Origin of the sequence: Nonomuraea sp. NPDC050404 (assembly GCF_040655495.1) — a bacterium.
Lineage (GTDB): Bacteria > Actinomycetota > Actinomycetes > Streptosporangiales > Streptosporangiaceae > Nonomuraea.
The window spans coordinates 292,543-318,307 of record NZ_JBFAKB010000003.1; the positions used below are offsets into that span (position 1 = coordinate 292,543).

A 25,765-nucleotide genomic window follows, 5' to 3' on the forward strand; every position below is an offset into this window, starting at 1 on the left:
AGCGGGACAGGGCAGCGGCCCCTACGCCGCACAAAGGCCGCACAAAGTACGTCGCTTAAAGTACGTGAAGGCGCCCTCTATGGCGGTTCAGCCGCCATTGAGGCATGATGAGGGCGCAAACTTCAGATAGTCGCGGGAGCTCGGGGTGCCGGGCTGAGAGGGCAGCAAGTGATCCGCTGCCGACCGCCTGAACCTGTCCGGGTAATGCCGGCGTAGGGAGTGTGCGATGGCGCGCGTCGCCGACGAAGTTCCGCTGACACTCGAAGGCAGGCCGCCGAAGACGCTGGGCGTGCTCGACCAGGGTGCGCTCTGGGCGAACCTGGGCGTCAGCCTCCTCGGCTTCTCCGGGGCCATGTTTCTGCTCAACCCGCTCGGGAACGCCCCGCTCAGCCTGTCCGCGGCGCTCGTGGCCACCGTGGTCGGCAGCCTGATCGGCACGGCCATGGTGGGCCTTTCCGCCATCCCGGGCACGCGCACGGGGCAGCCGTCGATGGTGCTGCTGCGGGGGCTGTTCGGGGCCAGGATCTCCTATCTGCCTACGGTGCTGAACATCGTGCAGATGCTCGGCTGGGGGGCCTTCGAGCTCTGGGTGATCGCGATGGGGGCCAGCGCGATCTTCGGCGCGGTGCCGTACCAGGTGTGGGTGATCGTGGCGGGCGTGCTGACCACCGCGCTGACGATCTGGCCGCTCGGGTCGATCCGGGTGCTGCGCCGGTACGTCACCATCGGCGTGATCATCTCGATGGTCTGGTTCACGGTGGTGTTCCTGCGCGAGGCCCCCGCGCACACCGGCGGGTCGTGGAGCGCCTTCCCGGCCGCGGTGGACTACGTGATCGCGCTGTCGGTGTCCTGGGTGCCGATGGCGGCCGACTTCGCCAGGCACTCCCGTTCCAGCGCCGCCGCCTTCACCGGCGTGGTCGGCGGCTACACGCTGGCGCAGGTGGCCTGCCTGGGACTGGGCGTGTACGCGGTGGCGATCGCGGGCTCCTCCGACCCGGCCGCCGTCTTCGGACCGTTCGTCGCTGCGCCGCTGGGCGCGTTGTTCTTCGGCATCCTGGTGCTGCGCGAGACCGACCAGTCCTTCGCCAACGTCTACTCCACCACGGTCTCGCTGCAGAACCTGATGCCGCGCATGGACCGGCGGGTGTTCTCCGTGGCCATCGGCGTGCTCACCGTCGCGATCGCGCTGATCGTGGACGTGACGTCCTACAGCGCGTTCCTGGGCGTGATCGGGGCGGTGTTCGTGCCGATGTTCGCGGTGCTCGCGGTGGACTACTTCGTGCTGGGCGGGGCCGGTCGCTGGAACACCGCGCACGACGCGCCCTCGCGCTGGGCCATGCTGATCCCGTGGGCGCTGGGCTTCGTGGCCTACTGGCTGACGACCTCGACGCCGTCCGTGGCGGCCTGGGATGCCTTCTGGGCCGGCGCGCGGGAGGCCATCGGCTTCACCCGGCAGACGTGGATGAACGGGGCCCTGGGCGCGGCTCTGGTGGCCGGACTGGTGACGCTGCTCCTCGGCCTGCTGCTGCGGCGGCGGCGCTGAGCCCCAGTCGGTGGTCGGCCCGTTGTGGCGACGCTGAGCCCCAGCCGACGCTCAGCCCGTTGTGGCGGCGCTGAGCCGCCCCGGCGGGCGCTCAGCCCGCGGTGGCGGTGCGGCGTTCGACGTTGAGCAGGTGCTGCTTGGCGGACTGGCCGCCGGCGTAGTCGCCGAGCGCGCCGTCCTCGCGCACCACCCGGTGGCAGGGCACGATCACGCAGACGGGGTTGGAGGCCAGCGCGTTGCCGATCGCCCGCAGCGCGCGCGGCCTGCCGATGCTCTCGCCGATCTGCTCCAGCGTCGTGGTGGTGCCGTAGGGGACGGCCATCGTCTTCTGCAGCACCGTACGCGCGAAGGTCGTGGCCAGCGTCAGGTCCACCGGCGTGGCGAACGCGCGCAGCCGCCCGGAGAAGTACGCGTCCAGTTCCCTGCGCACCGGGTCGAGCCGTCTGGCGTCGGGCCCGATGAAGCGGCCCACATGCCGGGACAGCAGCTCGTACACGTCGTTCTCAGGCTCGAAGCTGCACGCCGCGATGCCCTTGCCCGTCACGGCCAGCATCAGCGTGCCCACCGCGCCCTCGTAGGCGCCGAAGGCGATGTCGGGTGGCGTCTGACCCCGATAGGTGCTGGAGGTCACCCGCAACAGGGCATCGAGGTCGTTACTCGACATGCCACCACCTCTCCCACCGCAAGGGAATCACCGTGACCGCAGCGTATCGGACGGATCGCCCGACGTACCCACCGCGCCACGTGCACTATGGAGGAGTGGGGGACGAATGGGCCGGTAGTGACGATGAGATAGCACGCGCGGCGCTCGCCAGTTCACCCAACGCCATCGTGGCACTCGACAGGGACCACGGCGTGCTGGTGTGGAACTCGGCGGCGGAGCGCGTGTTCGGCTGGACTGCGGAGGAGATGCTCGGGCGCAGGCCGCCGATCGTCCCCGAGGAACTGGCCGCCGAGCACAACGCCGCGCTGGAGCGGGTGCGCACCGGCGAGCCGGTGTCCCTGGCCACCAAGCGCCTGCGCAGCGACGGCACCGTGCTGGACCTGCGGGTGGACATCAGCGCGCTGCGCCTGGGCAACGCCGTGGGCGGCTACGTGTGCGTCTACCACCCCGCGCTGGCCGACGCGCAGGCCAGGGACCGGATGGCGCGCCGTGCCAGACTGGTGCGCCGGCTCACCGACGTGGTCGGCGACATCAACTCCGAGCTGGAGTTGTCGGCCGTGCTCGACCGGATCTCGGCCAGCCTCACCGAGCTGACGGGCGCGGACGCGGGCGGGTTCGTGCTCATCGAGGGCGAACGGCTGCGGCTGGTCAGCACCTACCAGTTGCCGGACACGATCAGGGGCACCACCACCGACCTGCGTACGAGCCTGGTGGACAAGCTTTTACGCACGGGCAAGACCGTGATGCTGGAGTCCCACGGCCTGGACGACCTGGTCTGGGCGCGGCTGGGCGGGCTGCACACGATCGCGCTGGGGCTGGCGGCCGTGGGCGGGCGGCCGTACGGGGCCCTGTACGCGCTGTTCGCCCGCAGCACGCCGGGACACCTGGAGCTGGAGCTGCTGGAGTTGCTGGCCGGGCACGCGGGCATCGCGGTCGGCAACGCCGTGGCCTACCAGGAGGCGGTGCGGCAGCGGGCGCACGAGCGGGCCGTGTTCGACGCCAGCGCCGACGGCATCGCCGTGCTCGACCACGCCGGGCTCGTCGTCCGGTGGAACCCGGCCGCCGCCGAGCTGACCGCGCTGCCGCCGGACTCGGTGATCGGCGGGCCGCCGCCGTTCCCGCTGCCGGGCGCAGGGGAGAAGGGCACCTTCCAGATGGACAACGGGCGGTGGCTGGACGTGGTGAGCGCGCAGATCGAGGAGACGGGCGAGGTGGTCGTCGACTTTCGTGACGTGACGGCGGCCAAGGAACTGGAGGAGGCCAAGGACCTGTTCCTGGCCACGACCAGCCACGAGCTGCGTACGCCGATCACGATCGTGCGGGGCTTCGCCAGCACGCTGGACTCGCGCTGGGAGAAGCTCAGCGACCCCGAGCGCCGCTCCGCCGTGCACACGATCGCAGGGCGGGCCAGGTCGCTGGGCGAGCTGATGGACCACCTGCTGCTGGGGGCCAGGGCGGGAGCCGACGAGCTCAAGGTGCGCATCGAGGCGTTCGACCTGACCGAGCGGATCAACGGGGCCACGCTGGGGCTGCCCGAACTGTCGGACAAGCACCGGGTGGAGGTGGACATCTCCGACGGGCTGCCTTACGTGCTGGGCGACGCCCTGGCCACCGACATCGTCCTGGGGCAACTGCTGGAGAACGCGTTCAAGTACTCGCCCAAGGGCGGCCTGATCAGCGTCGCGGCCTGGCCGGAGGACGACAACGTGGTCGTGGTCGTGGACGACGAGGGCGTCGGTATCGCCCCGCCTGACCGGGAGCGGATCTTTGAGCGCTTCGTCCAGGTGGACAGCGGCGACCGAAGACGGTTTGGTGGAGTGGGGCTCGGTCTCTACATCGTCCGCAGTCTCGCCAGAGCGCAGGGGGGAGATGTGAGTGCTCATCCAAGACCGGGAGGTGGCACCAGAATGCGACTCGTGCTCAGGTGTGCTTCCACTATCGGATCCGACACACCGATGCGGTAACGAGGTGGTCACGGTTGCGCTGATCTATCGTCCAATGTGTACAAGCTGTGATCGAGATGCGGTTTCTGGGATCGAGTAACGGGGCATTTCGGTCGTACCGGGGAGTGTTCCCGCGGGGGGCACAGGGAACGGGGAGGTGGGTGTGTCAAGCGTGGTGCTGCTGCCGTACGCGCCGTCCAGCGTTGCCGTCGCCCGCCAGCGTCTGAGCACTGACCTGCAGGGCAGTGGGGTTTTCACCGCCGCCATCGATGATGCCGTGCTCGTGGTGAGCGAGTTGCTGAGCAACGCGCTGCGACACGCGCATCCGCTTCCGTCGGGCATGGTCAGGGTGGCCTGGCTGCGCAGCGACGATCACATCGAGGTGGCGGTGAGCGACGGGGGTGCGGCGACCGAGCCGCGGGCGGGCCGCCCGACCCTGTCATCGCTCGGAGGCCGGGGGCTTGGCATCGTCGAATACGTGGCGGAGAGCTGGGGGGTCAGGCACGACGGCGACACGACGACGGTCTGGGCCATCCTGCCCGCACCGAGCCAGTCGGTGAACGGGCAGGTCGCGGCGCTCAGAGAGGCCGGATAGCGGGCCCCGTCCGTCTCTCAGGTGAGGCGGGCGTTCAGCACGGCCCGCTCACTGACGGCCCACGCCGTGGAGACGAGCAGATAGATCCCGGCGGCCAGCGGAAGCACCAGCGCGGCCAGCACCGAGCCGTACGGCAACAGCGGCATGATCTTCTTCATCAGCTCCGGCTGCTCCTCCGCGATCTTGATCTGCCGGGCCGAGAACCACGCCACCGCTGCGACCAGCGCAATGACCAATACAAAGACCAAAAATGGCGTGCTGACCAGACCGTAATTAGCCACCACTCCGGCGACCTGCTGTCCCAGCGGAGCCCCGAGCAGATCGTGGCCGACGAGCGCGGTCGGATGCGTGGCGACCCGGTACATCAACCACATGAACGGCAACTGCGCCAGCATCGGCAGGAACCCGGCGAACGGCGAGGTGCCCTCCTTGGCGTAGAGCGCGTTCAGCTCCTTGGACAGCCGCTCCGGGTTGCGCCCGTAACGTTTCTGCAACTGGCGCAGCTTGGGGGCGAGCCGCTCGCGGATCTTCGCCGTACGGGCCTGGCGCACGTTGAGCGGCAGCAGCAGGAGCCGTACGGCCAGGGTGAACAGCACGATGCCGAGCGCGGCGCTGCCGCCGGACATGCCGATGACGAATGTGACAAGAGAATCGATCATGAGCCCTTTTCCTCGCGTCGGAAAGATGGGGCTCGCTCGCCGATCAGGCTCGCCGACTTACTCAGGCTCACTGACCGCTCAGGCTCACTGAGCGCTCAGGCCCGTTGAGCGCTCAGGCCCGCTGAGCGCTCAGGCTTGCCGGCCGATCGGGCGCGCGAAAAGCCCCGCTTGCTTGTCGGAAGCGGGGCGCGCCTAAGGGGCTCTGGGACGCGATCGGCCTGCCGCGTCGGGGTCGCGCTGGCGCTGGAAGGCGCTACGGCGCGCGTAGGACAGCGGAGAGCCCGCCGGCTCCCCGCCGAGGATGGGCAGCAGCGTGGCCGCCCACATGGCCAGCAGCAGGATCGCCATCATGGTGATCCCGACCAGCCACGGGTCGAACAGCAGCGCCATCAGTGCGAGCGCGAGGACTTGCTCACGACGGCGACCACGATGAAGAGGGCGACGGCGATCACGCCGACGATCAGGGCGAGCTTGACCAGGCCGACCAGCATCGGCACCAGGAAGTTGAACACCAGGAAGAGACCCAGCAAGGTCCCTATGACGAGCATGACGACTCTACTCATGGAGCCACCGTACGTCCTCGGCACATGATCCGCGAGCCTTACGAAGCGATGACGTAAACCTCACTCCCGGGCACTGTTTCCGGTCGCGGACATACCGTGAAGGCATGAACACGCGCATCCTGGTGGTGGACGACGATCCGACGGTCTCCGAGGTCGTCGCGCGCTACCTGGAACGCGACGGGCACGACGTCGAGTGCGTGGGCGACGGCGTCGAGGCGCTGCGCAGGGCCCTGGCGGACCCGCCCGACCTCATGGTGCTCGACCTGATGCTGCCCAAGATCGACGGGCTGCAGGTGTGCAGGAAGCTCAGGGAGCGCTGGCCGGTTCCCGTGATCATGCTCACCGCGCTCGGCGAGGAGATCGACCGCGTGGTCGGGCTGGAGACCGGGGCCGACGACTACGTGACCAAGCCGTTCAGCCCGCGTGAGCTGGCGCTGCGCGTGCAGTCGGTGCTGCGGCGGGCGCGCGGGGCCTCCGTCACCGGCGGCACCGGGGTGTTGCGCGACGGGGACCTGGTGGTGGACGTGGGGGCCCACGAGGTACGGCTGCGGGACGCGGAGGTCATGCTGACGGCCCGCGAGTTCGACCTGCTGGCCTACCTCATGCGCAACCCGCGCCAGGCGTTCAGCCGATCGCAGCTGCTCGACCAGGTGTGGGGCTGGTCGTTCGGCGACTCATCCACGGTGACCGTGCACGTGCGGCGGCTCCGGGAGAAGATCGAGCCCGACCCGACCGCGCCGCGCAGGATCGTGACGGTGTGGGGAGTCGGGTACCGCTACGAGCCACTGGAGGGCCCGTGATGCCCCCGATCGGAACGGGAAGGCCCGTGATGCCCTCGTCGGACCGGTATGAGCCACCTGAAGGCCCGTGATGCCCGCCTCGACGGTGCCCGTGGGCGAGTTGTGGATGGTCGTGGCCGTGACGGCCGGGCTCGGGCTGGTGATCGCGCTGGCCGGGCTCTGGCTGCTGCGGCTGCTGCGCGCCCGGTCCATCGGGGTGATGCTGGCCGTGGTCGTGGTGGTCGCCGTGGCGGCCACGCTGGCCGGCGTCGTGGCGATCATCATGAAAATGATCATCGAGGGAGCGGTCAAGGACTTCGTGCTGAGCGTGGTGGCCGTGGGCGGGCTGGTGGGGCTCGGGGTGGCGTTCGTGTTGTCCAAGCGGGTGGTCGGGGAGAGCAGGCGGCTGGTGGACGCCGTCCGCGACGTGCCGTTCGTGGCGCCCCGGGGGCTGCCGGTGGAGCTGCAGACGATCGCCAACACCCTGGAGGAGGCGTACGCACGGGAGAGGGCCCTAGAGGGCGCCCGGCGCGAGCTCGTCGCATGGGTGAGCCACGACCTGCGCACGCCGCTGGCCGGGATGCGGGCCATGGCCGAGGCGCTGGAGGACGGGGTGGTGTCCGACCCCGGGACGGTCGCGCGCTACCACGGGCAGATCAAGCTGGAGGTGGAGCGGCTGTCCGCGATGGTGGACGACCTGTTCGAGCTGTCCAGGATCCACGCGGGGGCGCTGCGCCTGTCACGGAGCAGGATCGGGCTGGCCGACCTGGTCGCCGACACCCTCGCCGGAGCGGAGCCGCTGGCCAGGGCCAAGGGCGTGACGCTCACGGCTGAAGCGCCCGCCGCCGTGCCCGTGGAGGCCGACGCGGGGGCGCTCGGCAGAGCACTGGGAAACCTGGTGGTCAACGCCATCCGGCACACGCCGTCCGACCGGGCCGTGGTGCTGCGGGCCGGGGTGGACGCCGAGGGGATGGCCTGCCTGTCGGTCGCGGACGGATGTGGCGGGATACCCGAGGAGGATCTGGCCCGGGTGTTCGAGGTGGCCTTCCGGGGGGAGGCCGCCCGTACTCCCAGCTCCGACGGCGGGGCCGGGCTGGGGCTGGCCATCGCGCAAGGGATCGTGGAGGCGCACGACGGGGTGATCGGGGTGGTCAACGATGGGCCGGGGTGCCGGTTCGAGATCCGGCTGCCCCTGGTCGGCGGGTGACGATCGCTCCCCTGTACGTGTCCGCGCGAGCCCCCGTAGGCATCTGCGCAAAGCCCCCGTACGTGCGTTCAGGCGTTGCTATCGCTGATCGGCGTTATTGCTGATCGGCCCTTCAGGCGCTCTCCGGCAGATCCCTGGAGGAGCCGAACGACTCCGACATGGCGCGAAATGTCGGGCAGGGCCAGCGCCACATGCAGCTCCGGCACCGCAGGATCGGATGGGCGGTGTCACTCGTGATGCCTCCCGCGTCACGAGGCTGGTGGAGATCGAGCAACCTGAGCCCGAGCTCCGAGAACTTGAGCAGTTCCGTGCGTGCCCCGGACAGGAATTCGAGGTCCTCGACCGCGAGCCGGGTGCGGATGGGGACATAGCCGTCGTGGTTCACCAGGCCGCGCAGGCGGCCCGCTTCGTCATGCCATGAAGTCGCCTTCTCTGTGCGGATGAGGATGTGCTCAAGGCGCTCTCTGAGTCCCTGACGCGCAGCGTCTTCGGGTTTGTCTGTTTCCATCGATGCGGGGCCCGTTGATCGCGCCCCAGCCCCTCCTTCGCCATGCGGCGGTGCCGGTTCCCGTGTCACGCTGTCAAGCTTCGCGTACTCTCCGTTTTCATGGAGCCCAAACGGAGGACAAAAACCTGTCAGTCCCCTATCGGCGTGACAACGTGACCGGAAGCCTCCGCGCCGCTAGCCTGCCCATGTGGAGCTCAAGGTCTCGACTCGATCACATGCCGGGTGCGCGCTCGTCGCCATCACCGGAGAAATCGACCTCTATACGGCCCCCCACCTGCAGTCCGAGTTCACTCGGCTGCTGCAGGACGGGCCTGGCCGGCTGGTCATCGACATGTCCGCCGTGGATTTCTGCGACTCCACGGGGATGAACGTGCTGCTATCGGCACTCAAACGGATGAAGGAGCAGGGAGGAACGCTGGAGGTAGCCGCCCCGCGTCCCGCCGTGAAGAAGATTCTGCAGGTCACAGGGCTGGACTCGGTGTTCACCGTGCATGAAGAGATGCCGCAGGAGTTCCTCATCACCGAGGGATCATGACGGGATCCTGCCTGACGTCCCGTCCGGAGGTGGACGCCGATGAGCGGTGACACCGCGGTCATCATTCCCGCCGTCAACGAGGCCGACCGCATCTCGGCCACCGTCGCGGCGGCCGCGGCCCTGCCGGGCGTCGATCTCGTCGTGGTCGTGGACGACGGCTCGGCCGACCAGACCGGCAGGGTGGCGCGGGCGGCCGGGGCCCGGGTGGTGCGGCACAGCCGCAACCGGGGCAAGGCCGCCGCCATGGAGACGGGAGCCGAGGCCGTACGCCTCCTGGACGGGGACGGCACCCCTCGCCACCTCCTCTTCCTCGACGCGGACCTGGGCTCGACGGCCCAGGCCGCGGCGCCGCTCATCGAGCCCGTACGCGCCGGCGAGGCCGACATGACGATCGCCGTGTTCACCACGAGGGTGAAGCTCGGCGGCCACGGCTTAGTCGTACGGCTGTCCAAGGAGGGCATCCGCCGGGCCACCGGCTTCTCACCCGCCCAGCCGCTCAACGGGCAGCGCTGCCTCACCCGGAGGGCCTTCGAGGCCGCCCGGCCGCTGGCGCACGGGTTCGGGGTGGAGACGGCGCTGACGATCGACCTGCTGCGCAAGGGGTATCGGATCACCGAGGTCGAGGTGGACATGGCACACCGGGCCACGGGGACCGACTGGCGGGCGCAGCTTCATCGGGCTCGGCAGTTGCGGGATGTGGGGTGGGCGCTGGTCATCCGGGAGCCGGTGGTCACACAGAACCGCCGCAAACTCGGCCCAAGGCGCTGACCCGGGGCGTTCCTCCGAGGCGTTCGCCTGAGGCGTTCGTGCGGGGCGTTCGCCCGAGGCGTTCGTGCGGGGCGTTTGCCCGGGGGCTTTGAGGGGCCGTCGCCGCTGAAGGCGCGCTCTTGAAGACCCGCCTGCTGGTTGTCGCGCGCCCGAAAACCGGTTGTGTGCGGTCATAAACTCCGGCTCATGACAACACTGGACGAGCAGGGCCGCCCGGAACCCCCCGTCGCCTCCGATGAGCTCTCCACCCTCGTGGGTTACCTGGAGTTCCATCGCGCGACCCTGACGTGGAAGTGCGCGGGCCTGGACGCGGCCGGGCTGCGGGCGACCGTGGGCGCGTCGTCGATGACGCTGGGCGGCATGCTCAAGCACCTGGCCTACGTCGAGGACCACTGGTTCTCGCACTCCCTGCACGGCAACGAATGGCAGCCCATCTGGAACGCCGTGGACTGGAAGGCCGATCCTGACTGGGACTGGCACTCGGCCGCCGAGGACTCCCCCGAGGAGTTGCACCGGCTCTGGCAGGACTTCGTGTCCCGCTCCCGCGTCCTGCTCGACGAGGCGCTGGCGGACGGCGGCCTGGACCGTCCGGCCCGCCGCGGCTGGTCGGACGGGCGCGTGCCCAACGTGCGGTGGATCCTGGTGCACATGATCGAGGAGTACGCCCGCCACAACGGTCACGCCGACCTGATCAGGGAATCCGTGGACGGATCGACGGGCGAGTAGCGACCGACATACCCGATCTATACCGCCGCCCGGAACGATGTCCGCGTGCACCACGAAGAACAGTTGTCCGCGCTCGCCCCGCTCGCCGGCCTCCCGCTGCACGACCTCGCGGCCGGTCTGGCCACCGCGCTGCACGACGGCCACCGCTCCGGGGTACGGCTCGCGCCCGGCCTCGTGTTCGTCGGCCCCGGCGGCGTACGGCTGGAGGAGCGGAACGCGCCGGTCCCGTTGGAGTTCGTGGCACCCGAGGTCCTGTCCGGCGCGGCGCGGGGGCCCGCGTCGGAGGTGTACGCCTGGGGCAAGGTCATGCTGTACGCGGCGACCGGCAGCCCCTCGCTCGACCAGGACCTGCGGATACTGCCGGAACCGCTGCGGGGCCTGGTGGCCAGGGCGGTGGCCGAACAGCCGGAGAGGCGGCCGACCACGGAAGGGATCCTGTCCGGGCTGCGGGAAGTGGGCACCACACCGGAGGGGATCCCGCGTGGGACGCGCGGCATGGGCGCGGAGTCAGAGGCCGCGCCGCGCGACGTGGACCCCGCTTCGGAGGCGTGGCGTCAGGTGAGCCAGGCACCGCCGCCCGCTCCGGAGCGCTCACGGCGCAGGCCGTGGTTGTGGGCCGGTCTGGTGTCCACACTCGTGATCGCGCTCGTCGCGGGCGGCGTGGTCGTCCTCAGGAGCGAACTGTTCCCACCGGACGCCGCCGGAGCCGGTGGCGAGGCGGTCCGGGCGGGCGAGCCGCTGCGGGCCGACCGGGTGTTCGCGCCCGCCTCCAAGGCGGCGCCCGGCGCGGGGCTCGACCAGTCCGCGATGGCCGCCGCCACCGTGGGCCGGACCATGGTCGTCGTGGGGATCGAGGCCGTGAACTTCCGGGCCGCCTTCCGCCCGCTCTTCATGGTCTCCACCGACGGTGGCGACACCTGGCGGGCGGCGTCGAGCTCGCAGCGGACGCTGACCGGTGCCTTTCCGCAGTTCGTGGCGGGCGGCCCGAAGGGATGGGTGAGCCTGCCCTCCAACCCCGGCGCCGAGCTGACGGGCTGGACCAGCCGGGACGGTGAGCGATGGGACGTCATCCCGGCAGAGGGCGCGGCCGGGATGAAGGACGCCGGCATCACCGGCCTGGTGGCTACGCGGGACGGCTTCGTCGCGGTCGGCATGCTCGACGACCCCACGGCGGTCGTCTGGACTTCGGCGGACGGCAGGCGCTGGGAGCGCGCCGCGACCGGCGTGGACCTTCCCCACGGAATCTCCAACACTCTAGTGGCGCACGGCGACCAGGTGATCGTCGCCGGCAGTCCGCCCAACACCACCGACCGGTCGGATGACGGCCCGATGCAGGTGCTCGCCCGTTCCTCGGACGGAGGCCGTACCTGGCAGCGGGCCACGCCACCCACCGACGGCCTCACCTGGCGGCAGGCCGAGCCGTTCGCCAAGCACAACGTCTGGTACGCCACAAATGGCAAGACGTTCTACGCCGCCTACAACGAGGGCGACCGCACCAGGGTCGTCCGCTCGCAGGACGGCGCCGCCTGGCAGCCGGTGGGCACGTACGAGGGCGGGACACAGAAGGCGGCCGGCCTGGCGGTCGGCCCGACCGGGTTCTACCTGCTGAGCCGCGGCCAGGGCGGGAGCAAGGGCACGATCGTGCACAGCCGGAACGGCTCGGCGTGGACACCGCTGGGCTCCAGCGCCGAACTGGACGGATCAGATCTCCTCCCGTTGCTCCTGCCGACCGCCACCGGGCTCCTGGTCCGTCGCGACGGCGGCAACGGCGGCATCGGCATCGGCGGCGTGACCCTGGACTCGGCCCCGGGCGGGCAACGCCTGCGCCTGCTGGCCGCCACCCCGGGCAAGGGACTGGTCCCCTTCGACTTCCCGGATGTCAAGGAACTCACCTACCCGATGACCAGGGTCGAGGCGCTCGGCCACAGGGACGGCCACACGGTCGCCGTCGGGCAGTCGCTGGGCATGGCCAGCGCCTGGTGGAGCACCGATGACGGCGTCACCTGGACCCGTTCCTCCCTGGAGGTGCCCGGCGACCTGACCGGGCTGGTGAGCGGGCCCGAGGGCTGGCTGGCGGTCGGGAACGCCGGCGCCTACGCCTCGCGCGACGGCCGCACATGGCAGCGGACCGCGGCAGAGGCGGGCGGCCTGCTGTACGTGGCCGCCGCGAAGGACAGCTACCTGCTGATGGGCGTGAAGGAGGGCAAGCCGGTGCTCTGGCGCTCCACGGACCTGTCCACCTGGCAGAAGGTCGAGGTGTCGGCGGACATCCCCCGCGCCCTGGCAGGCGGTGAGCTCGGTTACGTCTTCACCACCTATTTCTGCCCGGGAAGCGCGGCCAGTTGCATGTGGTTCTCGGCCGACGGCCTGTCGTGGAAGCGCCTGGAGGGCCCCGCCGTCGCCCGCGACGAGACGGTCACGGTGGACAAGGTCGCCGTGGGCTCCGACGCGCTGGTGATCACCGGAAGCATTCGCCCCAGGACCTTGAACGCCGAAGCCGAGCCCTTCGCCGCGCGATCCAGCGGGGCGAGCGGCACCTGGGAGAAGACCACGTCGCAAGAGAGCCTTCTCACGATCAGTGCCGCCGGTGAGGGCTATACCGGTCTGCGGTCGAGCGGGAAGGAGATCGAGGTCGTTCGTTCCGGTGATGGTCTGACCTGGAAAGCGGCGGCTAGCACCACGGCGGGTGGCGGGACGTTGAGCGCCGGCGTGGAGATCTCCGGGGCGTTCCTGGCCACCGGGCACGTCCGCACCATGACCGAGGACTACCCGATCGTGTGGCGCGTGCCGGCGTCCTGATCACAGGAGCCCCGGCCCCTGTCAGGCAGGGCCGGGGCTCCTGGATCGCGTCAGTTGTTGTCGTCCTGCTCGTTCTGGTCCTGGTCGGTGCCGCCGTCCTGGTCGTTGTCGCCGTCCGGGGCCTGCGTGTTGACCACGTCAGGGTCGTCGTCGCCACCGTCGTCGCCGTCGCCGTTGCACGCGGCGGTCAGGCCGAGCATCGCAACCATGGCAGCCGCCGCCAGCATCCTCTTCCGGCCGGTCCTACCCAACATGCGCACCCTCCAAGATGTCGCGGCCCCTTCCGCTTTCCGAATAAAAGAGGATCTAACCCCCGAGCCGCCGAGGCACCTCCCCGAGTGTGCTGGAATTTCCCGGTGACTTCGGAGACGCAGCACGTAGTAGCACGAGGCCGGCCGGGCGGTCCCGCCACGGCGGCGATCGGCGTCTCGATCCTGCTGACGATCACCATCGGCCTGCTGGGCCCGTCCTCGATGGTCCCCGCGCTGAGCGGCCCGTCCTGGCAGCCGCCCTACTCCCTCGGCGCGAGCCCGGAGGGACACCTGGTGATCGCGCTGGCGGCGGCCGCCATCCTCCTGGGCGGCCTGGGCCTGCTCGGCGCGCTGCTCAGGAGCCAGTGGCGGCGACGGCTGCCCGGCGCACGGGCGCTGGTGCTGATCGGCTGCGTGGTGGCGGGCGTCCTGGCGTTCCTGCCCCCATCGGGCTCCGGGGATCACCTCAACTACGCCGCGTACGGACGCATGGTGACCCTGGGCCTGAACCCGTACACCAACGGGGCGGTCAACCTGGCGGGCGACCCCATCGCGGACGCCGTGGAGGAGCCGTGGCGTGAGGAGCCGAGCGTCTACGGGCCCGTGGCCACGGCGCTGCAGGCGGGTGCGAGCTGGCTCGGCGGAGACTCGCTGCGGCTGACGATCTTCGTGCTGGCCCTGGTCAACGCCGCCGCGTTCATCGCGACGGGCCTGCTCATCGACCGTTTCACGCGCGATGACCCGGAAAGGCGCCTGCGCGCAGCCCTGCTGTGGACCGCCAACCCGCTGCTGCTCTACCAGCTCGTCGCGGGCATGCACGTGGACACGCTCGCCATCGCCTGCATGGTCGCCGCGCTGCTGGCCAGGAGCCGTCCCGTCGGGTCGGGCGCGCTGCTCGGGCTCGGTGTGGCGGTGAAGGTCAACGCGGGTCTGGTGGCCCTGGGGCCGGCCTGGGAGTTGCGGCGGCGACCCGGCCGGCTGGCGCTCATGGCCGGGTGCGCGGTCGCGGTGGTGGTCGTGGGGTACACGATCGTCGGGCCCGAGGCGATCGCGCCGATGACCAGGACGAGCAAGTCGATCTCGCACGCCTCGCTCTGGAAGCTCGTCCAGGGCTGGTTGCAGGCGATCGTGGGTCAGGGGAGCGCGTACCGGGGGGAGATCCAGGTCGGCTCGATCCTGCTGCTCGCGCTCATCGCCTGGTCGTTGCTGCGGCTGGCGTCCAGAACGACGGGGCGCGGCCGGGAGCTGGACGCGCCCGTCGTGGCGGCGGGGCTGATGGTGGCCTACCTGTTCGCCACGCCGTACATCCTGCCCTGGTACGACGGGCTGGCGTTCGGGCTGCTGGCGCTGGTCGCGGCCTCGGCCCTGGACTCGTTCGTGGTGGTGCACCTGCTGGTCCTGTCGCTGGCGTACCTGCCCGCCAGAGTGGAGGGCGTGCCGGGCGACCTGGCGTGGCTCAGCGGCGAGCTCAGGCCCCGGCTCGCCTGGGTGCTGCTTGCTCTGACTGTGGCGCTGGTGGTGTGGGCGCGGCGAGCTGCAGGGCGCGAACACAGGCCGCGAGCGTCAGCGGTACGGCCACCGTCAGCGCCATAGCGGGGATGGCGATGCCCGAGTCGTTCATCAGGAACCCGACGAAGGCGCACGTGAGGCCGCCGATCAGGCCCGCCCTGAGCGTCGGGGCCAGCCGGTAGGCCTGGCCGAGCGCCGGGGCGCCCCAGCGCGAGGGGCGGGCCAGCACCAGGAACAGGAAGGCCAGCGCGACCAGCGACAGCAGGGTCAGCGACCAGTTGCCCACGGTCACGCCGATCATGGCGCCGAACTTGCGGGCGACGACGGTCAGCGCCTGACCGTCGATGACCTGCTGCACGAACGTGCCCAGGTGGGTGCGTTCGGTGTCCGGGCGCATCCAGTCGATCACCGAGAGCACCCCGATGATCGCGGCCCCGACCAGGCCCACGAGCAGGAGCTTGAGCAGGGACACCCGCTTGCCGGAGAGCAGGATGAGGAAGACGGCCAGGCCGATCACGAAGGCCGGCACGCCGCCGAAGTCGGCGCCCCACGAGGGCCAACCGTCCGCGAAGATCGCGAACGCCCCGTACGCGCCGCACAGCGCCACGACGACGCCCTTGGAGACGTTCCTGCCGAGCAGCCACTGGGCCACACCCGCCAGGCCGAGCACGGTGCCCGTGGCGTAGATGGCGAAGGCGATGTTGCTGAAGCCGTAGAAGCGTCCGCCGGTCACGGGCTCGTAGCCGCTCACGGCGTTCACCTGGAGCGTGGAGCCGGTCATGACGTCGATCAGGAGGGCGAGCGAGGTGACGGCGGTGACGACGGTGAGCGGGCCGAGCGGGTGCGCGCGCCAGGGCCCGGCGAAGGCCAGGGCGGTGATGAGGCCGGCGATGGCGAGGATCGTCACGACCACCGACAACATCGGCACCGGCAGGGTCCACCAGGGCACGAGCTGGGCCAGGAAGGTGGAGATGGCGATGGCGCCGCTGACGACCGAGACGATCTGCACGGTCATGAGGAGCTTGGAGGTGCTCGCGTGCTCGTCCTCGTCGGAGTTCTTCCTGCGGCGGCGCAGGGCCAGCGCGGCGAAGGCGTAGAAGAGCAGTTGGAGCACGACCAGGACGGCGAAGAACGGGCCGCGCACCTCGCGCAGCACCTGGCTGGCCAGGTCCGCGTCCGCCAGTTCCGCCACCGTCTCGGACGTCGTGGCGGCCGCCTGGCCGCCGGGCTGCCAGGCGCGGCCGACCACGTCGCGGGTGGCGGGCAGGCCGAGGAGCTGGATGGCGGTGGCGGTGAGGTCGGTGATCGCGACCAGGCCGTCCTGGCGGGTGGAGGTGGCGGTGAGGTGGCCGCGGGGGTAGGGCCGGCCGTCAGGGGAGGGGCCGGTGGCGAGGGCCACGTGGAGGTGGGCGCCGGGACCCACGTCCGAGATGCCCGCCACCAGGATGGTGGTGTCCGCGGGCAGCCGGGCGGTCAGCGCGCCGATCCGCTGGTCCGCCAGGCTCACCGCCGCCCGGCGTTCCGCCCCGGGCAGGCCGGTGGGGATGCCGTACTCGTCGAGGGGCCGCTTCAACCAGGCGTCGGCGAGGTCGGCCACGTCGAGGACGATCAGGTTGTACGGAGTCAGCTCACCTTCGGGGTTATAGCTGGCGACATTTCCGGACTTGTCGGCTGCTCCCAACACCGCACCGGGACCGATCGCGGCGACCTTGCCGCCACCGTCCACGACGACCTGCCCCAGCGTGCCGAGCTGGGCGGCGTAGCCGGTCTCGGCCTGGTGGGCGGCCAGGGCGCGCCAGTTCGGCACCGTGGCGCCCTGGCCCGCGACCTGGGGCGCGGGCGGCGGCGGGCAGCCCCTGCCCTCCGTACCGGCCCGCTGGCCGGCCGAGACGGTCAGCCAGCCGGCCATGGGACAGGTGATGCCACGGTCGGGCGGCGGTACGGCGCGGGTCGAGAGCGAGGCCGAGGCGCCCTGCTCCACCAGGCGCCACAGGTTGGGGGTCCTGGTCCTGTCCAGGTCGCTCCACTCCAGCCCCGGAACGCCGATCAGCGCCACCCGCCGCTGCGGCTCGGCTGTTGCCATAGCCGGAAGGAGCGCGATGAGCAGGAGGCCGAACAGGGCTGCGGCGAGGATGCGGCGCGCTCCGTACCGCCCCTGAGGCGGGCACGGCGTGGCGATGTGCATGTACGGACCCCCAGTAGTCTGCCCCTCGATCGGCAACAGCCACGGTAACGTGCCACACCGTGACAAGTGGCGAGGTGCGGTTGATCCGGCGGCAGTGGTGGGCGTGGGCGGTGGTCGCGCTCGTCGTCGCGGTGGCCGTGGCGCCGTTGGTGCACATGTGGCTCACCAATCCGGACGATCAACGGCTGGTGGACCTGGACGTTTACCGTACCGGGGGGCAGATGCTCCTGGACGGGCGGCCGGTGTACGACTACTTCACGCCCGCGCCGCAGTTGTTGCCCTTCACCTATCCGCCCATCGCCGCGATGCTGGCCGTGGCGCTGGCCAAGATGTCCTGGGAGACGGCCCAGTGGGTGTGGACGGCCGGGATCTTCGTGGCGCTGGCCGTGACGGTGGGCTTCGCGTTCAGGGACTTCCTGGGGCGGGAGAGCCTGCGCAAATACGTGCCGTGGGTGTTCGGGCTGCTCATGATCCTGTGCACGTACCTGATGCCGGTCAGGGACCAGGTCCGGTTCGGGCAGGTGGACATCCTGCTGGTCGCCCTCTGCCTGGCCGACTGCGCGGCCAGGAGGCCCTGGTGGCCACGGGGGTTCCTGATCGGGCTCGCCACGGCCGTCAAGCTGACGCCGGGCGTCTTCCTGATCTACCTGCTGGTCACCAGGCAGTGGAAGACGTTCTTCATGGCCTCGTTCACGGCGGCGGTGCTGACGCTGCTGCCGTTCGGGGTGATTCCGCAGGACGCGGTGGACTTCTGGTTCTCGGCGCTGCTCGACCCCGAACGGCTGGGCGCCAACGCGGCCACCACCAACCAGTCGATCAGGGGCATGCTGATCCGGCTCTACATGCCCGAGATGCTGACGATGGCGATCTGGGTGGTGCTCGTGGCCGTGGTCGGCTGGTACGGGTTCCGCGGCGCCAGGGACGCCTATGGGGCCGGTGACCGGCTCACCGCGGTCGCGCTCGTCGGGCTGATGGCCGTGCTGCTCTCGCCGGTCGGCTGGATCCACCACCTGGCCTGGGTGGTCGTGGTGCTCGCGGCGATTCTCGGCGACGGCCGCGATCCGGTCAGGCTGAAGGTCGCGGCGGGGGTGTGGCTGTTCTACGTGCTGACGGTGCCATGGTTCGGCGTCTCGCTGCTGGCGGCCGGGATTCCGGGCGTCAGCCTGGTGCTGGGGAAGATCGTCCAGGACGGGTTCGGGCTGGGCGCGCTGGTTCTGGTGTGGTTGTTGGTGTCCTGGCTGCCGAAACAGCGGCAGATGGCTTGACCGAAGCATTACCCTCTGTGCCGTGCTCGTTACCACATGGGTGATCGTGGGCGTCGTCGCCGGAATCAGTGGCGTATTGATCGGTTTTCTGGCGCTGCGGCAGGCCAGAGCCACGGTCGAGGACTGCCAGCGCATGTTGTCCAGACAGATCAGCGAGGGCCGGGGCGACCTCAAGGCCATCAGGGACGTGGCCGTGTGCCGGTACGACGCGCTCTCGGAGATGACCGGGCGGCTGTCGTTCTCGGTGGCGATGATCAACGGGCTGGGCGACGGAATCGTGCTGACCTCCATCAACGGGCGCAGCGAGACGCGTACCTACGTGCGGCCCGTGGTGGGCGGCAAGGGGCAGCAGCCGCTGTCGCCGGAAGAGGAGGAGGCGGTCCGCGCGGCCAGGCTGGGCCATGGGCCCGCCGCGGCCTGCCGGGCCTCTGAGCTGCTCTGATGCCCCTGTGATTGATCCGCGCGGCGGAAAACGGCAACGCACGCCGTCCACCTGCGGATACTCTGTGAGTATGCCCAGACTCGCCTATCTCGGACCGGAAGGGACCTTCACCGAAGAGGCCCTGCGGCTCCTCGACCCCGCCGCCGAGCGGCTGCCCTGCGCGACCGTGAGCGCCGCGCTCGGCGCCGCCCGCACCGGTGACGCCGACGGCGCCGTCGTGCCGCTGGAGAACTCCATCGAGGGCGCGATCACCACGACGCTCGACGAGTTCGCCTGGGGCGAGCCGTTGCTGATCAACGCCGAGCTGCTGCTCCCGGTGCAGTTCTCGCTGCTGGCCCGGCCGGACACCGAGATCCCGCACATCAAGCGGGTCTACACACATCCCGCCGCCATCACCCAGTGCCGCGCCTTCATCGCCCGCGAGCTGCCCGACGCCGTCGTGGTGTCCGCCCCCTCGACCGCGGCCGCGGCGCAGGAGGTGTCGCTGCCCGGCTCGCCGTACGACGCGGCCATCGCCGCCCGCATCGCCGGGGAGCACTACGGGCTGGTGGAGCTGGCCACCGACATCGGCGACAGGTCCGACACGGTGACCAGGTTCGTCAAGGTCGGCCGTCCCGGGTCGCTGCCGGAGCCGACCGGCAGCGACCGCACCACGCTGGTGGTCTTCCTGGCCGACGACCACCCGGGCGCGCTGCTGGAGATGCTGACCGAGTTCTCCGTGCGCGGGGTCAACCTGACCCGCATCGAGTCGCGGCCGACCGGCGACGGCATCGGGCGCTACTTCTTCCACTTCGACTTCGAGGGCCACATCGCCGACGCCCGCGTCGGTGAGGCCATCGCCGGGCTGCACCGGATCTGCGGCGAGGTGCGCTTCCTCGGCAGCTACCCGAGGGCCGACGGTAGAGCCCCGCAGATCAAGCGCGGCACCTCCGACCCGGAGTTCGCAGAGGCGGGCGGCTGGCTGGCCAGGATCAGGGCCGGCCAGGTCTGAGCTTCAGACGCCCAGATAGGTCAGTACGGCGCGTACGCGGCGGTGCCCGGAGTCGGTGGGCGCGAGGTCGAGTTTGAGGAAGATGTTGCCGATGTGCTTGTGCACGGAGCGCTCGGTGATGACGAGCCGGTCGGCGATGTCGGTGTTGGCCAGGCCCTGAGCCATGAGGGTGAGGACCTCGCCCTCCCTCGGCGTCAGGCCGGCCAGCGGATCCGCCTTGCGGACGAGGAGCTGGGAGACGACCTCCGCGTCGAGCGCGGTGCCGCCGCCGGCGACCCGGCCCAGCGCCTCCAGGAACTCCTCCAGCCGGCTCACCCGGTCCTTGAGCAGGTAGCCGATCCCGCCCCGGCCGTCCGCGAGCAGTTCCCTGGCGTAGATCTGCTCGACGTACTGCGAGAACACCAGCACGGGCAGGCCCGGCCTGCGCCGCCTGGCCTCCAGGGCCGCGTGGATCCCCTCGTCGCGGAAGGACGGCGGCAGCCGCACGTCCACGATCACCACGTCGGGCCGCTCCCGCTCCACGGCGGCCACGAAATCGGGCCCGTCGGCGGTGACCGCGGCCACCTCGTAACCCGCCGACGCGAGCAGGAGGTTGAGGCCCTCGGCCAGGACGACGTTGTCCTCGGCGATCACGACTCGCACGGCAGCGTCACTTCCAGGGTCGTCGGGCCGCCCGCCGGGCTGGTCAGCCGCATCGTGCCGTCGAGAGCCGCGACCCGGCGCCGGATGCCGGCGATGCCGCTGCCGCGCGACTCGTCCACGCCGCCGATGCCGTCGTCGGTGAGCTCAATCAGCAGGACCGTCCCCTCGCGCCGGATGCCGACCTCCGCCTGCTCGGCCACCGCGTGTTTGGCGATGTTGGTGAGCGCTTCGGCGATGACGAAGTACGCGGTGGACTCCACGGCGGCCGGCACCCTGCCGAGCCGGTCCACGGTGAGCCGGGTCGGCACGGGGCAGCGTGCGGCCAGCGCCTCGGCCGCGCCGTCGAGGCCGCGGTCGGCCAGGATGGGCGGATAGATCGTCCGTACGACGCCGCGCAGCTCGGCCATCGCCTCCTCCGCGCCGCTCTGCGCCTCGCGCAGCAGCCGCATGGCCGCCTCGGGGTCGTGCGTCATGGCCCTTTCGACCACCCCGAGGCGCATCGCGAGGGCGACGAGCTGGGCCTGAGTGCCGTCGTGCAGGTCCCGCTCGATCCTGCGCAGCTCCGCGGCGTGCGCCTCCAGCGCGCCCGAGCGGCTCTCGGTGAGCACGTCCACCCGTTCGGCGAGCTGCTCGGCGGGCGAGGCGCTGAGCAGCGCCCGCGACATGCGCGCGTGCACGCCGGCCGCCGCGGGCGCGACCCACGCCAGCAGGGCGGCGCACACGAGAAGCTGGGCCGTGCCCGCGCCGAGTGCGATGCCCCAGCCGGTGACGGGGACGGCGAGCAGGGTCAGCGGCTGGTCGGCCGGAGCCAGCCACCACAACGCCATCTGCAGCACGGTCACCGGCGCGCCGCCGATGGCGAACACCCCGACCGCGCCGAGCCCGATCCCCGCGAACATGTGCGCGAACATCCAGCCGACGTCCCGTCGGGTCGCCGGGTCGGTGAGCACGGCGCGGAACCGGGCGCCGACGCCCGCGGGCAGCTCCCGGTACCGCGAGGGAACGGGCTCTCCCAGGTAGGAGCCGGTCCGGCGGCGGGCGAGGCCGGCCCACCGGCGCAGCACCAGCAGGGCCCTGGGCAGCAGGACGAATCCGGCGCCGGCGGCGGCCAGGGTCATGCAGGCGCCGAGCAGCAGCATGGGCATGGGCGCCGTGACGACGCCGGTGAGGAGCGCGACGACCAAGTAGCGTGCCGCTCGAAGCCCTGTGATCAGGCGCTCGCGCGGTCCCATCTGTCTCTTCGTCCCATTCACAGGGAAAAGTCTCGCGGCTCACGCCGGGAAGCGCAGTGTAGTCAGCTACACCCTCAGCCGGGGAGTGTGCTCGCTCGTGGCAGGAGGGCCGGTTTACCTAGCGTCGGCTGCCATGACGATCAACCAAACGGCCGGTACGACGACGCCCTGGCGCGCGGTGGGAGCTTTCGTCGCCCTCGCGTTCGGCGGGGCATGGGTGGCCATGTCGCCCCTGCTGCTGAGCGGCTTCCGGCGTACCGAGGCCGCACACGACATGACCCTGCTCATCCAGGTCTGCATCGCGGCGATGATGCTGACCCCCGCCCTGGCCGCGTTCGTGGTGCTGCGCCTGATCCATCGGCCGGCGAGCGTCCGGGCCGCGATCGGCCTGGTCAGGCCCCGGCCGATCGGGCGGCTGGCCCGTGAGAGCCTGCTCGCGCTGGCGGTGCCCTGCCTGCTGCAGCTCCTCGCGCTCGGCGTCGCGGCGCTGGCCGGGACGTACCGGATCGACCTGGCCGATCTTTCCGGTTTCCGCGCCCAGTTCGCCCCCGACACAGTGGGACAGACCGGCCTCCCCGTGATGGAGCTCGCCCTGTGGCTGGGGGCTCTCGTGCTGCACATGGTCCTGTGGCTGCCGATGTTCTTCGGCGAGGAGCTCGGCTGGCAGGGCTATCTGCTGCCCAGGCTCGCCCCGCTCGGCGTCTGGCCGGCGATGGCCTGTACGGCGCTGGTGTTCGCACTGTGGCACCTGCCCACCCTGATCATGGGCGGGCAGTATCCGGGGCACTCGCCGCTGACCTCGGTGGCGTACATGATCATCAGTACGGTCCTGATCGTGCCGATCTTCGCCTGGCTGCGCATGCGCTCGGGCTCTGTCTGGCCCGCGGTGCTCGCGCACTCCTTCGTCAGCGGGGCGGGCGTGCAGCTGGTGTGGCTCTTCTCCGACGCCGACCACCCCATCGACCCGCTGCAGGTGGGCCTGAACGGCTGGCCCGGCTGGATCGTCATGAGCGCTTTCGTGGCGTTCCTCGGGCTGACCGGACGGCTGCGCTGGGCGAACGGCGCCGGTCCCCGCTCGCGCGCCTAAACAGGGGGCGGGACGCTTCTCCGCGCCGGTAGCCTTTCCTTGTGATTGACCTGCGTACCCTTCGTGAGGACCCCGACCGGCTACGGGCGTCGCAGCGTGCCCGCGGTGAGGACGACTCCGTCGTCGACACGCTGCTCGACCTCGACGAGCGCCGCCGATCCGCGCTGACCTCGTTCGAGTCCCTGCGCGCCGAGCAGAAGAGTATGGGCAAGTCGGTCTCCAAGGCGCAGGGCGAGGAGAAGGCCGCCCTGCTCCAGCGGGCCAAGGACCTCGCCGGCCAGGTCAAGTCGGCCGAGTCCGAGGCGGAGAAGCTGGGGGCCGAGCTGGACGAGGTGCTCCAGACGGTGCCCAACATCGTCGAGGAGGGCACCCCGCCCGGCGGCGAGGACGACTACGTGGTGCTCGAGACGCATGGCGAGCCCAGGCAGTTCGACTTCGAGCCCAAGGACCACCTGGAGCTGGGCGAGGCGCTCGGCGGCATCGACATGGAGCGCGGCGCCAAGGTCTCCGGCTCGCGCTTCTTCTTCCTCAAGGGCGCCGTCGCGCGGCTGCAGCTCGGCCTGCTCAACATGGCCATGCAGCAGGCGGTCGAGACCGGGTTCGTGCCCATGATCCCGCCGGTGCTGGTCAAGCCGGAGACCATGCAGGGCACCGGTTTCCACGTCGCCCACGACAAGGAGATCTACCGGCTGCCCGAGGACGACCTCTACCTGGTCGGCACCTCGGAGGTGCCGCTGGCCGCCTACCACGCGCAGGAGATCCTCAACGCCGACGACCTGCCGCTGCGCTACGCGGGCTGGTCCTCGTGCTTCCGCCGGGAGGCGGGCTCCTACGGCAAGGACACCAGGGGCATCATCCGGGTCCACCAGTTCGACAAGGTCGAGATGTTCTCGTACGTGCGTCCCGAGGACGCCCACGAGGAGCACCTGCGCCTGCTCGGCTGGGAGAAGGAGATGCTGGCCAAGATCGAGGTCCCCTACCGGATCATCGACACGGCGGCGGGCGACCTCGGCATGTCGGCCGCCCGCAAGTTCGACTGCGAGGCGTGGATCCCCACCCAGGGCCGCTACCGCGAGCTGACCTCGACCTCCAACTGCACCGGCTTCCAGGCCCGCAGGCTGGCCGTGCGCTTCCGCGACAAGGACGGCAAGCCCCAGCACCTGTCCACGCTCAACGGCACGCTGGCCACGAGCAGGTGGCTGGTGGCGATCCTGGAGAACCACCAGCAGGCCGACGGCTCCGTGGTGATTCCCCGGGCGCTGCGTCCCTACGTGGGGCTCGACGTGCTCGTGCCGTCGAAGTAGTTCTCCGAGTCCTCTGCCGCGCGGCGGGCGTCGTTCCTGATCAGGAAGGCGCTCGCCAGCAGGACGAGGGCGGTCAGCGGCACGGCCAGCGCGACCGCCACGCCGTACGAGTCCAGCGCGCCCCGGGACCAGCCCGCGAAGGGCAGGTAGACGGCGGCGTAGACGAGCGGCGCGGCCAGCAGCCCGACGGACGCGGGCACGGCTCGCGGCCGTCCGGCGATCGCCAGCACGAAGCACACGGCCGTGCCGACCCCGATGACGATCAGGGCCAGGCCGGCCAGGGCCATCGGGCCGGGACCGGAAAGCGCGTCCTCGCCGTTGAACAGCGTCAGCACGCCCAGGCACGTGGCCGACGCGAAGCCCATGAAGACGCGGACGTAGTGCCGCAGCCCCGCCCCGATCCCGCCGAGCAGCATGCAGGCCGCCAGGAAGAGCGCCACGCCGTGTTCGGAACCAACATCCGCCCCCGCGAGCTCGACATGGGGCCAGCCCACGCGCCGCCAGGCGCCGGAGACGTCGCGCACGAGGATGCCGTCAAGGCCGTTCGCCACGACCACGACGTGCCCGCCGGGGCGCGCCTGCACGCCCAGCGAGGTCGAACTGAGCCTGCCGTCATCCCGGCCGGCCGCGCCATCGAGATCGTAGGTCCTGGTCATGCGCTCCAGGTCGTCCTGTGACGCCTGCCAGGACGGCCGCCAGGTGTGGCCGCCGTCGTCCGACTGCTCCACGGCCAGCCGGCCCTTGACCACCTGGTAGCACCTCGTCGCCTGGCCCGGCACGCACATGGCGCTCTGTCCCGGTTTGAGCTGGGAGCCGTTCGTCGGCCACCAGGTGAGGCCGCCGTCGTAGGAGCCCAGCGAGGTGCCGTCGGCGGTGTGGACGTTGATCCTCCCGTCGGGGCGCACCTCCACGGTGTCGGCGTAGGGCCGCGAGTCCGTGACGGGGGTAATGGGAGGCGTGCCGGACGCGTTGGGGTCGGCGGACGTGGCGACGACGGAGAGCAGGGCCAGGGGCACCGTCACGACGATCCGCCAGCGGGCCGAGGGCGGGTGGTCGAGGCTGCGGCGCCGTACCCACCAGGCGAGGGCGAGGGCCGGTAGCGCCAGGAGGTCCGTGGGATCGGCCAGGACGCGCGACGGGCCCGCCACGAGGGTCCAGGCATGGGAGGCGACCTCCGCGCCCGTCTCCGTCGATTTCACGAGCGCGAACAGCACTCCGGTGAGTACGGTCGCCGCCAGATCGGCCCGCCGCCAGAACAGCAGCGACACCAGGGCGGGCGCCACGACGAGCCCGGCGAGGTCACTGAGCTTGCCGGTGACCGGTCCCGGCCAGGCGGTCTTGAGCAGATGGTCGTTGACCAAGAGCACGAGCACCCCGGCGACGGTCACGGGGTGACACAACCACGCGTACCTCATATCCAGGACGACCACTGGAGGAGGCGCACGGTTCAACGTCTGTGTGAGTCGAGTCGCAGCCGTGACCATCCTGACACCAGTAGCCGGTCGACCACGCCGGAAGAGCAGCCGGCGACCCTTCGGACACCACAGCCGGAGACCTTTCGGGCATCA

The 25,765-nt window shown here is 70.9% G+C and carries 24 protein-coding genes, 1 pseudogene and 1 riboswitch; of the genes and pseudogenes, 15 read left to right on the forward strand and 10 right to left on the reverse strand.

The window, feature by feature from the left end; genetic code table 11:
* The first annotated feature begins 122 nt into the window (after window positions 1-122).
* Window positions 123-236: riboswitch (TPP riboswitch) on the forward strand.
* Window positions 227-1,543, forward strand: a complete 1,317-nt coding sequence (locus AB0I81_RS09770; protein WP_360652902.1) for a cytosine permease — start codon at window positions 227-229, stop codon at window positions 1,541-1,543. (Overlaps the previous riboswitch by 10 nt.)
* A 91-nt stretch (window positions 1,544-1,634) precedes the next feature.
* Here the strand turns inward: AB0I81_RS09770 and AB0I81_RS09775 are convergent, their stop codons facing one another.
* Window positions 1,635-2,207, reverse strand: a complete 573-nt coding sequence (locus AB0I81_RS09775; RefSeq protein ID WP_360652905.1) for a methylated-DNA--[protein]-cysteine S-methyltransferase — start codon at window positions 2,205-2,207, stop codon at window positions 1,635-1,637.
* 95 nt (window positions 2,208-2,302) lie between these two features.
* On the opposite strand from AB0I81_RS09775, the gene AB0I81_RS09780 reads away from it, so the two are divergent.
* Together AB0I81_RS09780 and AB0I81_RS09785 are read left to right on the forward strand one after the other, a co-directional pair.
* The gene (locus AB0I81_RS09780; RefSeq protein ID WP_360652908.1) at window positions 2,303-4,171 is read left to right on the forward strand and encodes a PAS domain-containing sensor histidine kinase; all 1,869 of its coding nucleotides are present in this window, start codon (window positions 2,303-2,305) and stop codon (window positions 4,169-4,171) included.
* Between the two features lie 142 nt (window positions 4,172-4,313).
* A complete protein-coding gene (locus tag AB0I81_RS09785) occupies window positions 4,314-4,745 on the forward strand; it encodes an ATP-binding protein (RefSeq protein ID WP_360652911.1) in 432 nt (143 codons plus the stop codon).
* 17 nt (window positions 4,746-4,762) lie between these two features.
* On the opposite strand, the gene yidC is transcribed toward AB0I81_RS09785, so the two are convergent.
* The 3 genes from yidC to AB0I81_RS09800 form a co-directional block, all read right to left on the reverse strand.
* On the reverse strand, window positions 4,763-5,404 hold the full coding sequence (yidC, locus tag AB0I81_RS09790; protein ID WP_360652914.1) for a membrane protein insertase YidC: 642 nt from the start codon (window positions 5,402-5,404) through the stop codon (window positions 4,763-4,765).
* A gap of 192 nt (window positions 5,405-5,596) precedes the next feature.
* Window positions 5,597-5,794, reverse strand: a complete 198-nt coding sequence (locus AB0I81_RS09795) for a DUF6412 domain-containing protein (RefSeq protein WP_360652918.1) — start codon at window positions 5,792-5,794, stop codon at window positions 5,597-5,599.
* Window positions 5,794-5,967 carry a hypothetical protein gene (locus AB0I81_RS09800; protein WP_360652921.1) on the reverse strand — a complete coding sequence of 58 codons (174 nt, stop codon included), beginning with the start codon at window positions 5,965-5,967 and terminating at the stop codon, window positions 5,794-5,796. The genes AB0I81_RS09795 and AB0I81_RS09800 overlap by 1 nt, the downstream gene beginning before the upstream one ends.
* 104 nt (window positions 5,968-6,071) lie before the next feature.
* Here AB0I81_RS09800 and AB0I81_RS09805 point away from each other — a divergent pair, with 104 nt between their 5' ends.
* Together AB0I81_RS09805 and AB0I81_RS09810 are read left to right on the forward strand one after the other, a co-directional pair.
* Complete coding sequence (locus AB0I81_RS09805) at window positions 6,072-6,767, forward strand: response regulator transcription factor (RefSeq protein WP_360652924.1); 696 nt, start codon at window positions 6,072-6,074, stop codon at window positions 6,765-6,767.
* 70 nt (window positions 6,768-6,837) lie between these two features.
* Complete coding sequence (locus tag AB0I81_RS09810; protein WP_360652927.1) at window positions 6,838-7,953, forward strand: HAMP domain-containing sensor histidine kinase; 1,116 nt, start codon at window positions 6,838-6,840, stop codon at window positions 7,951-7,953.
* 112 nt (window positions 7,954-8,065) lie between these two features.
* On the opposite strand, the gene AB0I81_RS09815 is transcribed toward AB0I81_RS09810, so the two are convergent.
* Entirely contained in the window at window positions 8,066-8,461 is a 396-nt protein-coding gene (locus AB0I81_RS09815) for a hypothetical protein (RefSeq protein WP_360652930.1), read from the reverse strand.
* Window positions 8,462-8,648: 187 nt separating this feature from the next.
* Here AB0I81_RS09815 and AB0I81_RS09820 point away from each other — a divergent pair, with 187 nt between their 5' ends.
* From AB0I81_RS09820 to AB0I81_RS09835, 4 genes are all read left to right on the forward strand, one after another.
* Window positions 8,649-8,996, forward strand: a complete 348-nt coding sequence (locus AB0I81_RS09820; protein WP_360652933.1) for an STAS domain-containing protein — start codon at window positions 8,649-8,651, stop codon at window positions 8,994-8,996.
* A gap of 39 nt (window positions 8,997-9,035) precedes the next feature.
* Window positions 9,036-9,764, forward strand: a complete 729-nt coding sequence (locus tag AB0I81_RS09825) for a glycosyltransferase (RefSeq protein ID WP_360652936.1) — start codon at window positions 9,036-9,038, stop codon at window positions 9,762-9,764.
* Between the two features lie 186 nt (window positions 9,765-9,950).
* Complete coding sequence (locus AB0I81_RS09830; RefSeq protein ID WP_360652939.1) at window positions 9,951-10,490, forward strand: DinB family protein; 540 nt, start codon at window positions 9,951-9,953, stop codon at window positions 10,488-10,490.
* 45 nt (window positions 10,491-10,535) lie between these two features.
* The gene (locus AB0I81_RS09835; protein WP_360652942.1) at window positions 10,536-13,289 is read left to right on the forward strand and encodes a hypothetical protein; all 2,754 of its coding nucleotides are present in this window, start codon (window positions 10,536-10,538) and stop codon (window positions 13,287-13,289) included.
* Between the two features lie 50 nt (window positions 13,290-13,339).
* On the opposite strand, the gene AB0I81_RS09840 is transcribed toward AB0I81_RS09835, so the two are convergent.
* Window positions 13,340-13,543 (reverse strand): hypothetical protein, encoded by a 204-nt coding sequence (locus AB0I81_RS09840; RefSeq protein ID WP_360652945.1) that lies wholly within the window; start codon window positions 13,541-13,543, stop codon window positions 13,340-13,342.
* Between the two features lie 219 nt (window positions 13,544-13,762).
* On the opposite strand from AB0I81_RS09840, the pseudogene mptB reads away from it, so the two are divergent.
* A pseudogene (gene mptB, locus AB0I81_RS09845) lies at window positions 13,763-14,770 on the forward strand (polyprenol phosphomannose-dependent alpha 1,6 mannosyltransferase MptB); the annotation flags it as partial.
* 238 nt (window positions 14,771-15,008) lie between these two features.
* Here mptB and AB0I81_RS09850 read toward each other — a convergent pair.
* Window positions 15,009-17,234 (reverse strand): hypothetical protein, encoded by a 2,226-nt coding sequence (locus tag AB0I81_RS09850; protein WP_360652947.1) that lies wholly within the window; start codon window positions 17,232-17,234, stop codon window positions 15,009-15,011.
* Between the two features lie 59 nt (window positions 17,235-17,293).
* Here AB0I81_RS09850 and AB0I81_RS09855 point away from each other — a divergent pair, with 59 nt between their 5' ends.
* The 3 genes from AB0I81_RS09855 to pheA all read left to right on the forward strand — a co-directional run bounded on the left by AB0I81_RS09855 (window position 17,294) and on the right by pheA (window position 19,932).
* The gene (locus tag AB0I81_RS09855) at window positions 17,294-18,499 is read left to right on the forward strand and encodes a glycosyltransferase 87 family protein (RefSeq protein ID WP_360652951.1); all 1,206 of its coding nucleotides are present in this window, start codon (window positions 17,294-17,296) and stop codon (window positions 18,497-18,499) included.
* Window positions 18,500-18,521: 22 nt separating this feature from the next.
* A complete protein-coding gene (locus AB0I81_RS09860; RefSeq protein WP_360652954.1) occupies window positions 18,522-18,941 on the forward strand; it encodes a DUF4446 family protein in 420 nt (139 codons plus the stop codon).
* Window positions 18,942-19,011: 70 nt separating this feature from the next.
* On the forward strand, window positions 19,012-19,932 hold the full coding sequence (gene pheA, locus AB0I81_RS09865; RefSeq protein ID WP_360652957.1) for a prephenate dehydratase: 921 nt from the start codon (window positions 19,012-19,014) through the stop codon (window positions 19,930-19,932).
* 3 nt (window positions 19,933-19,935) lie between these two features.
* Here the strand turns inward: pheA and AB0I81_RS09870 are convergent, their stop codons facing one another.
* The gene (locus AB0I81_RS09870) at window positions 19,936-20,574 is read right to left on the reverse strand and encodes a response regulator transcription factor (protein ID WP_360652960.1); all 639 of its coding nucleotides are present in this window, start codon (window positions 20,572-20,574) and stop codon (window positions 19,936-19,938) included.
* Window positions 20,562-21,806, reverse strand: a complete 1,245-nt coding sequence (locus AB0I81_RS09875; protein WP_360652962.1) for a sensor domain-containing protein — start codon at window positions 21,804-21,806, stop codon at window positions 20,562-20,564. The genes AB0I81_RS09870 and AB0I81_RS09875 overlap by 13 nt, the downstream gene beginning before the upstream one ends.
* Window positions 21,807-21,939: 133 nt before the next feature.
* Between AB0I81_RS09875 and AB0I81_RS09880 the strand changes: the two genes are divergently transcribed.
* The gene (locus AB0I81_RS09880; RefSeq protein ID WP_360652965.1) at window positions 21,940-22,893 is read left to right on the forward strand and encodes a CPBP family intramembrane glutamic endopeptidase; all 954 of its coding nucleotides are present in this window, start codon (window positions 21,940-21,942) and stop codon (window positions 22,891-22,893) included.
* Between the two features lie 41 nt (window positions 22,894-22,934).
* Window positions 22,935-24,197 carry a serine--tRNA ligase gene (gene serS, locus AB0I81_RS09885; protein ID WP_360652968.1) on the forward strand — a complete coding sequence of 421 codons (1,263 nt, stop codon included), beginning with the start codon at window positions 22,935-22,937 and terminating at the stop codon, window positions 24,195-24,197.
* On the opposite strand, the gene AB0I81_RS09890 is transcribed toward serS, so the two are convergent.
* Complete coding sequence (locus AB0I81_RS09890) at window positions 24,161-25,570, reverse strand: hypothetical protein (protein ID WP_360652970.1); 1,410 nt, start codon at window positions 25,568-25,570, stop codon at window positions 24,161-24,163. The genes serS and AB0I81_RS09890 overlap by 37 nt on opposite strands.
* Between the last annotated feature and the right edge of the window lie 195 nt (window positions 25,571-25,765).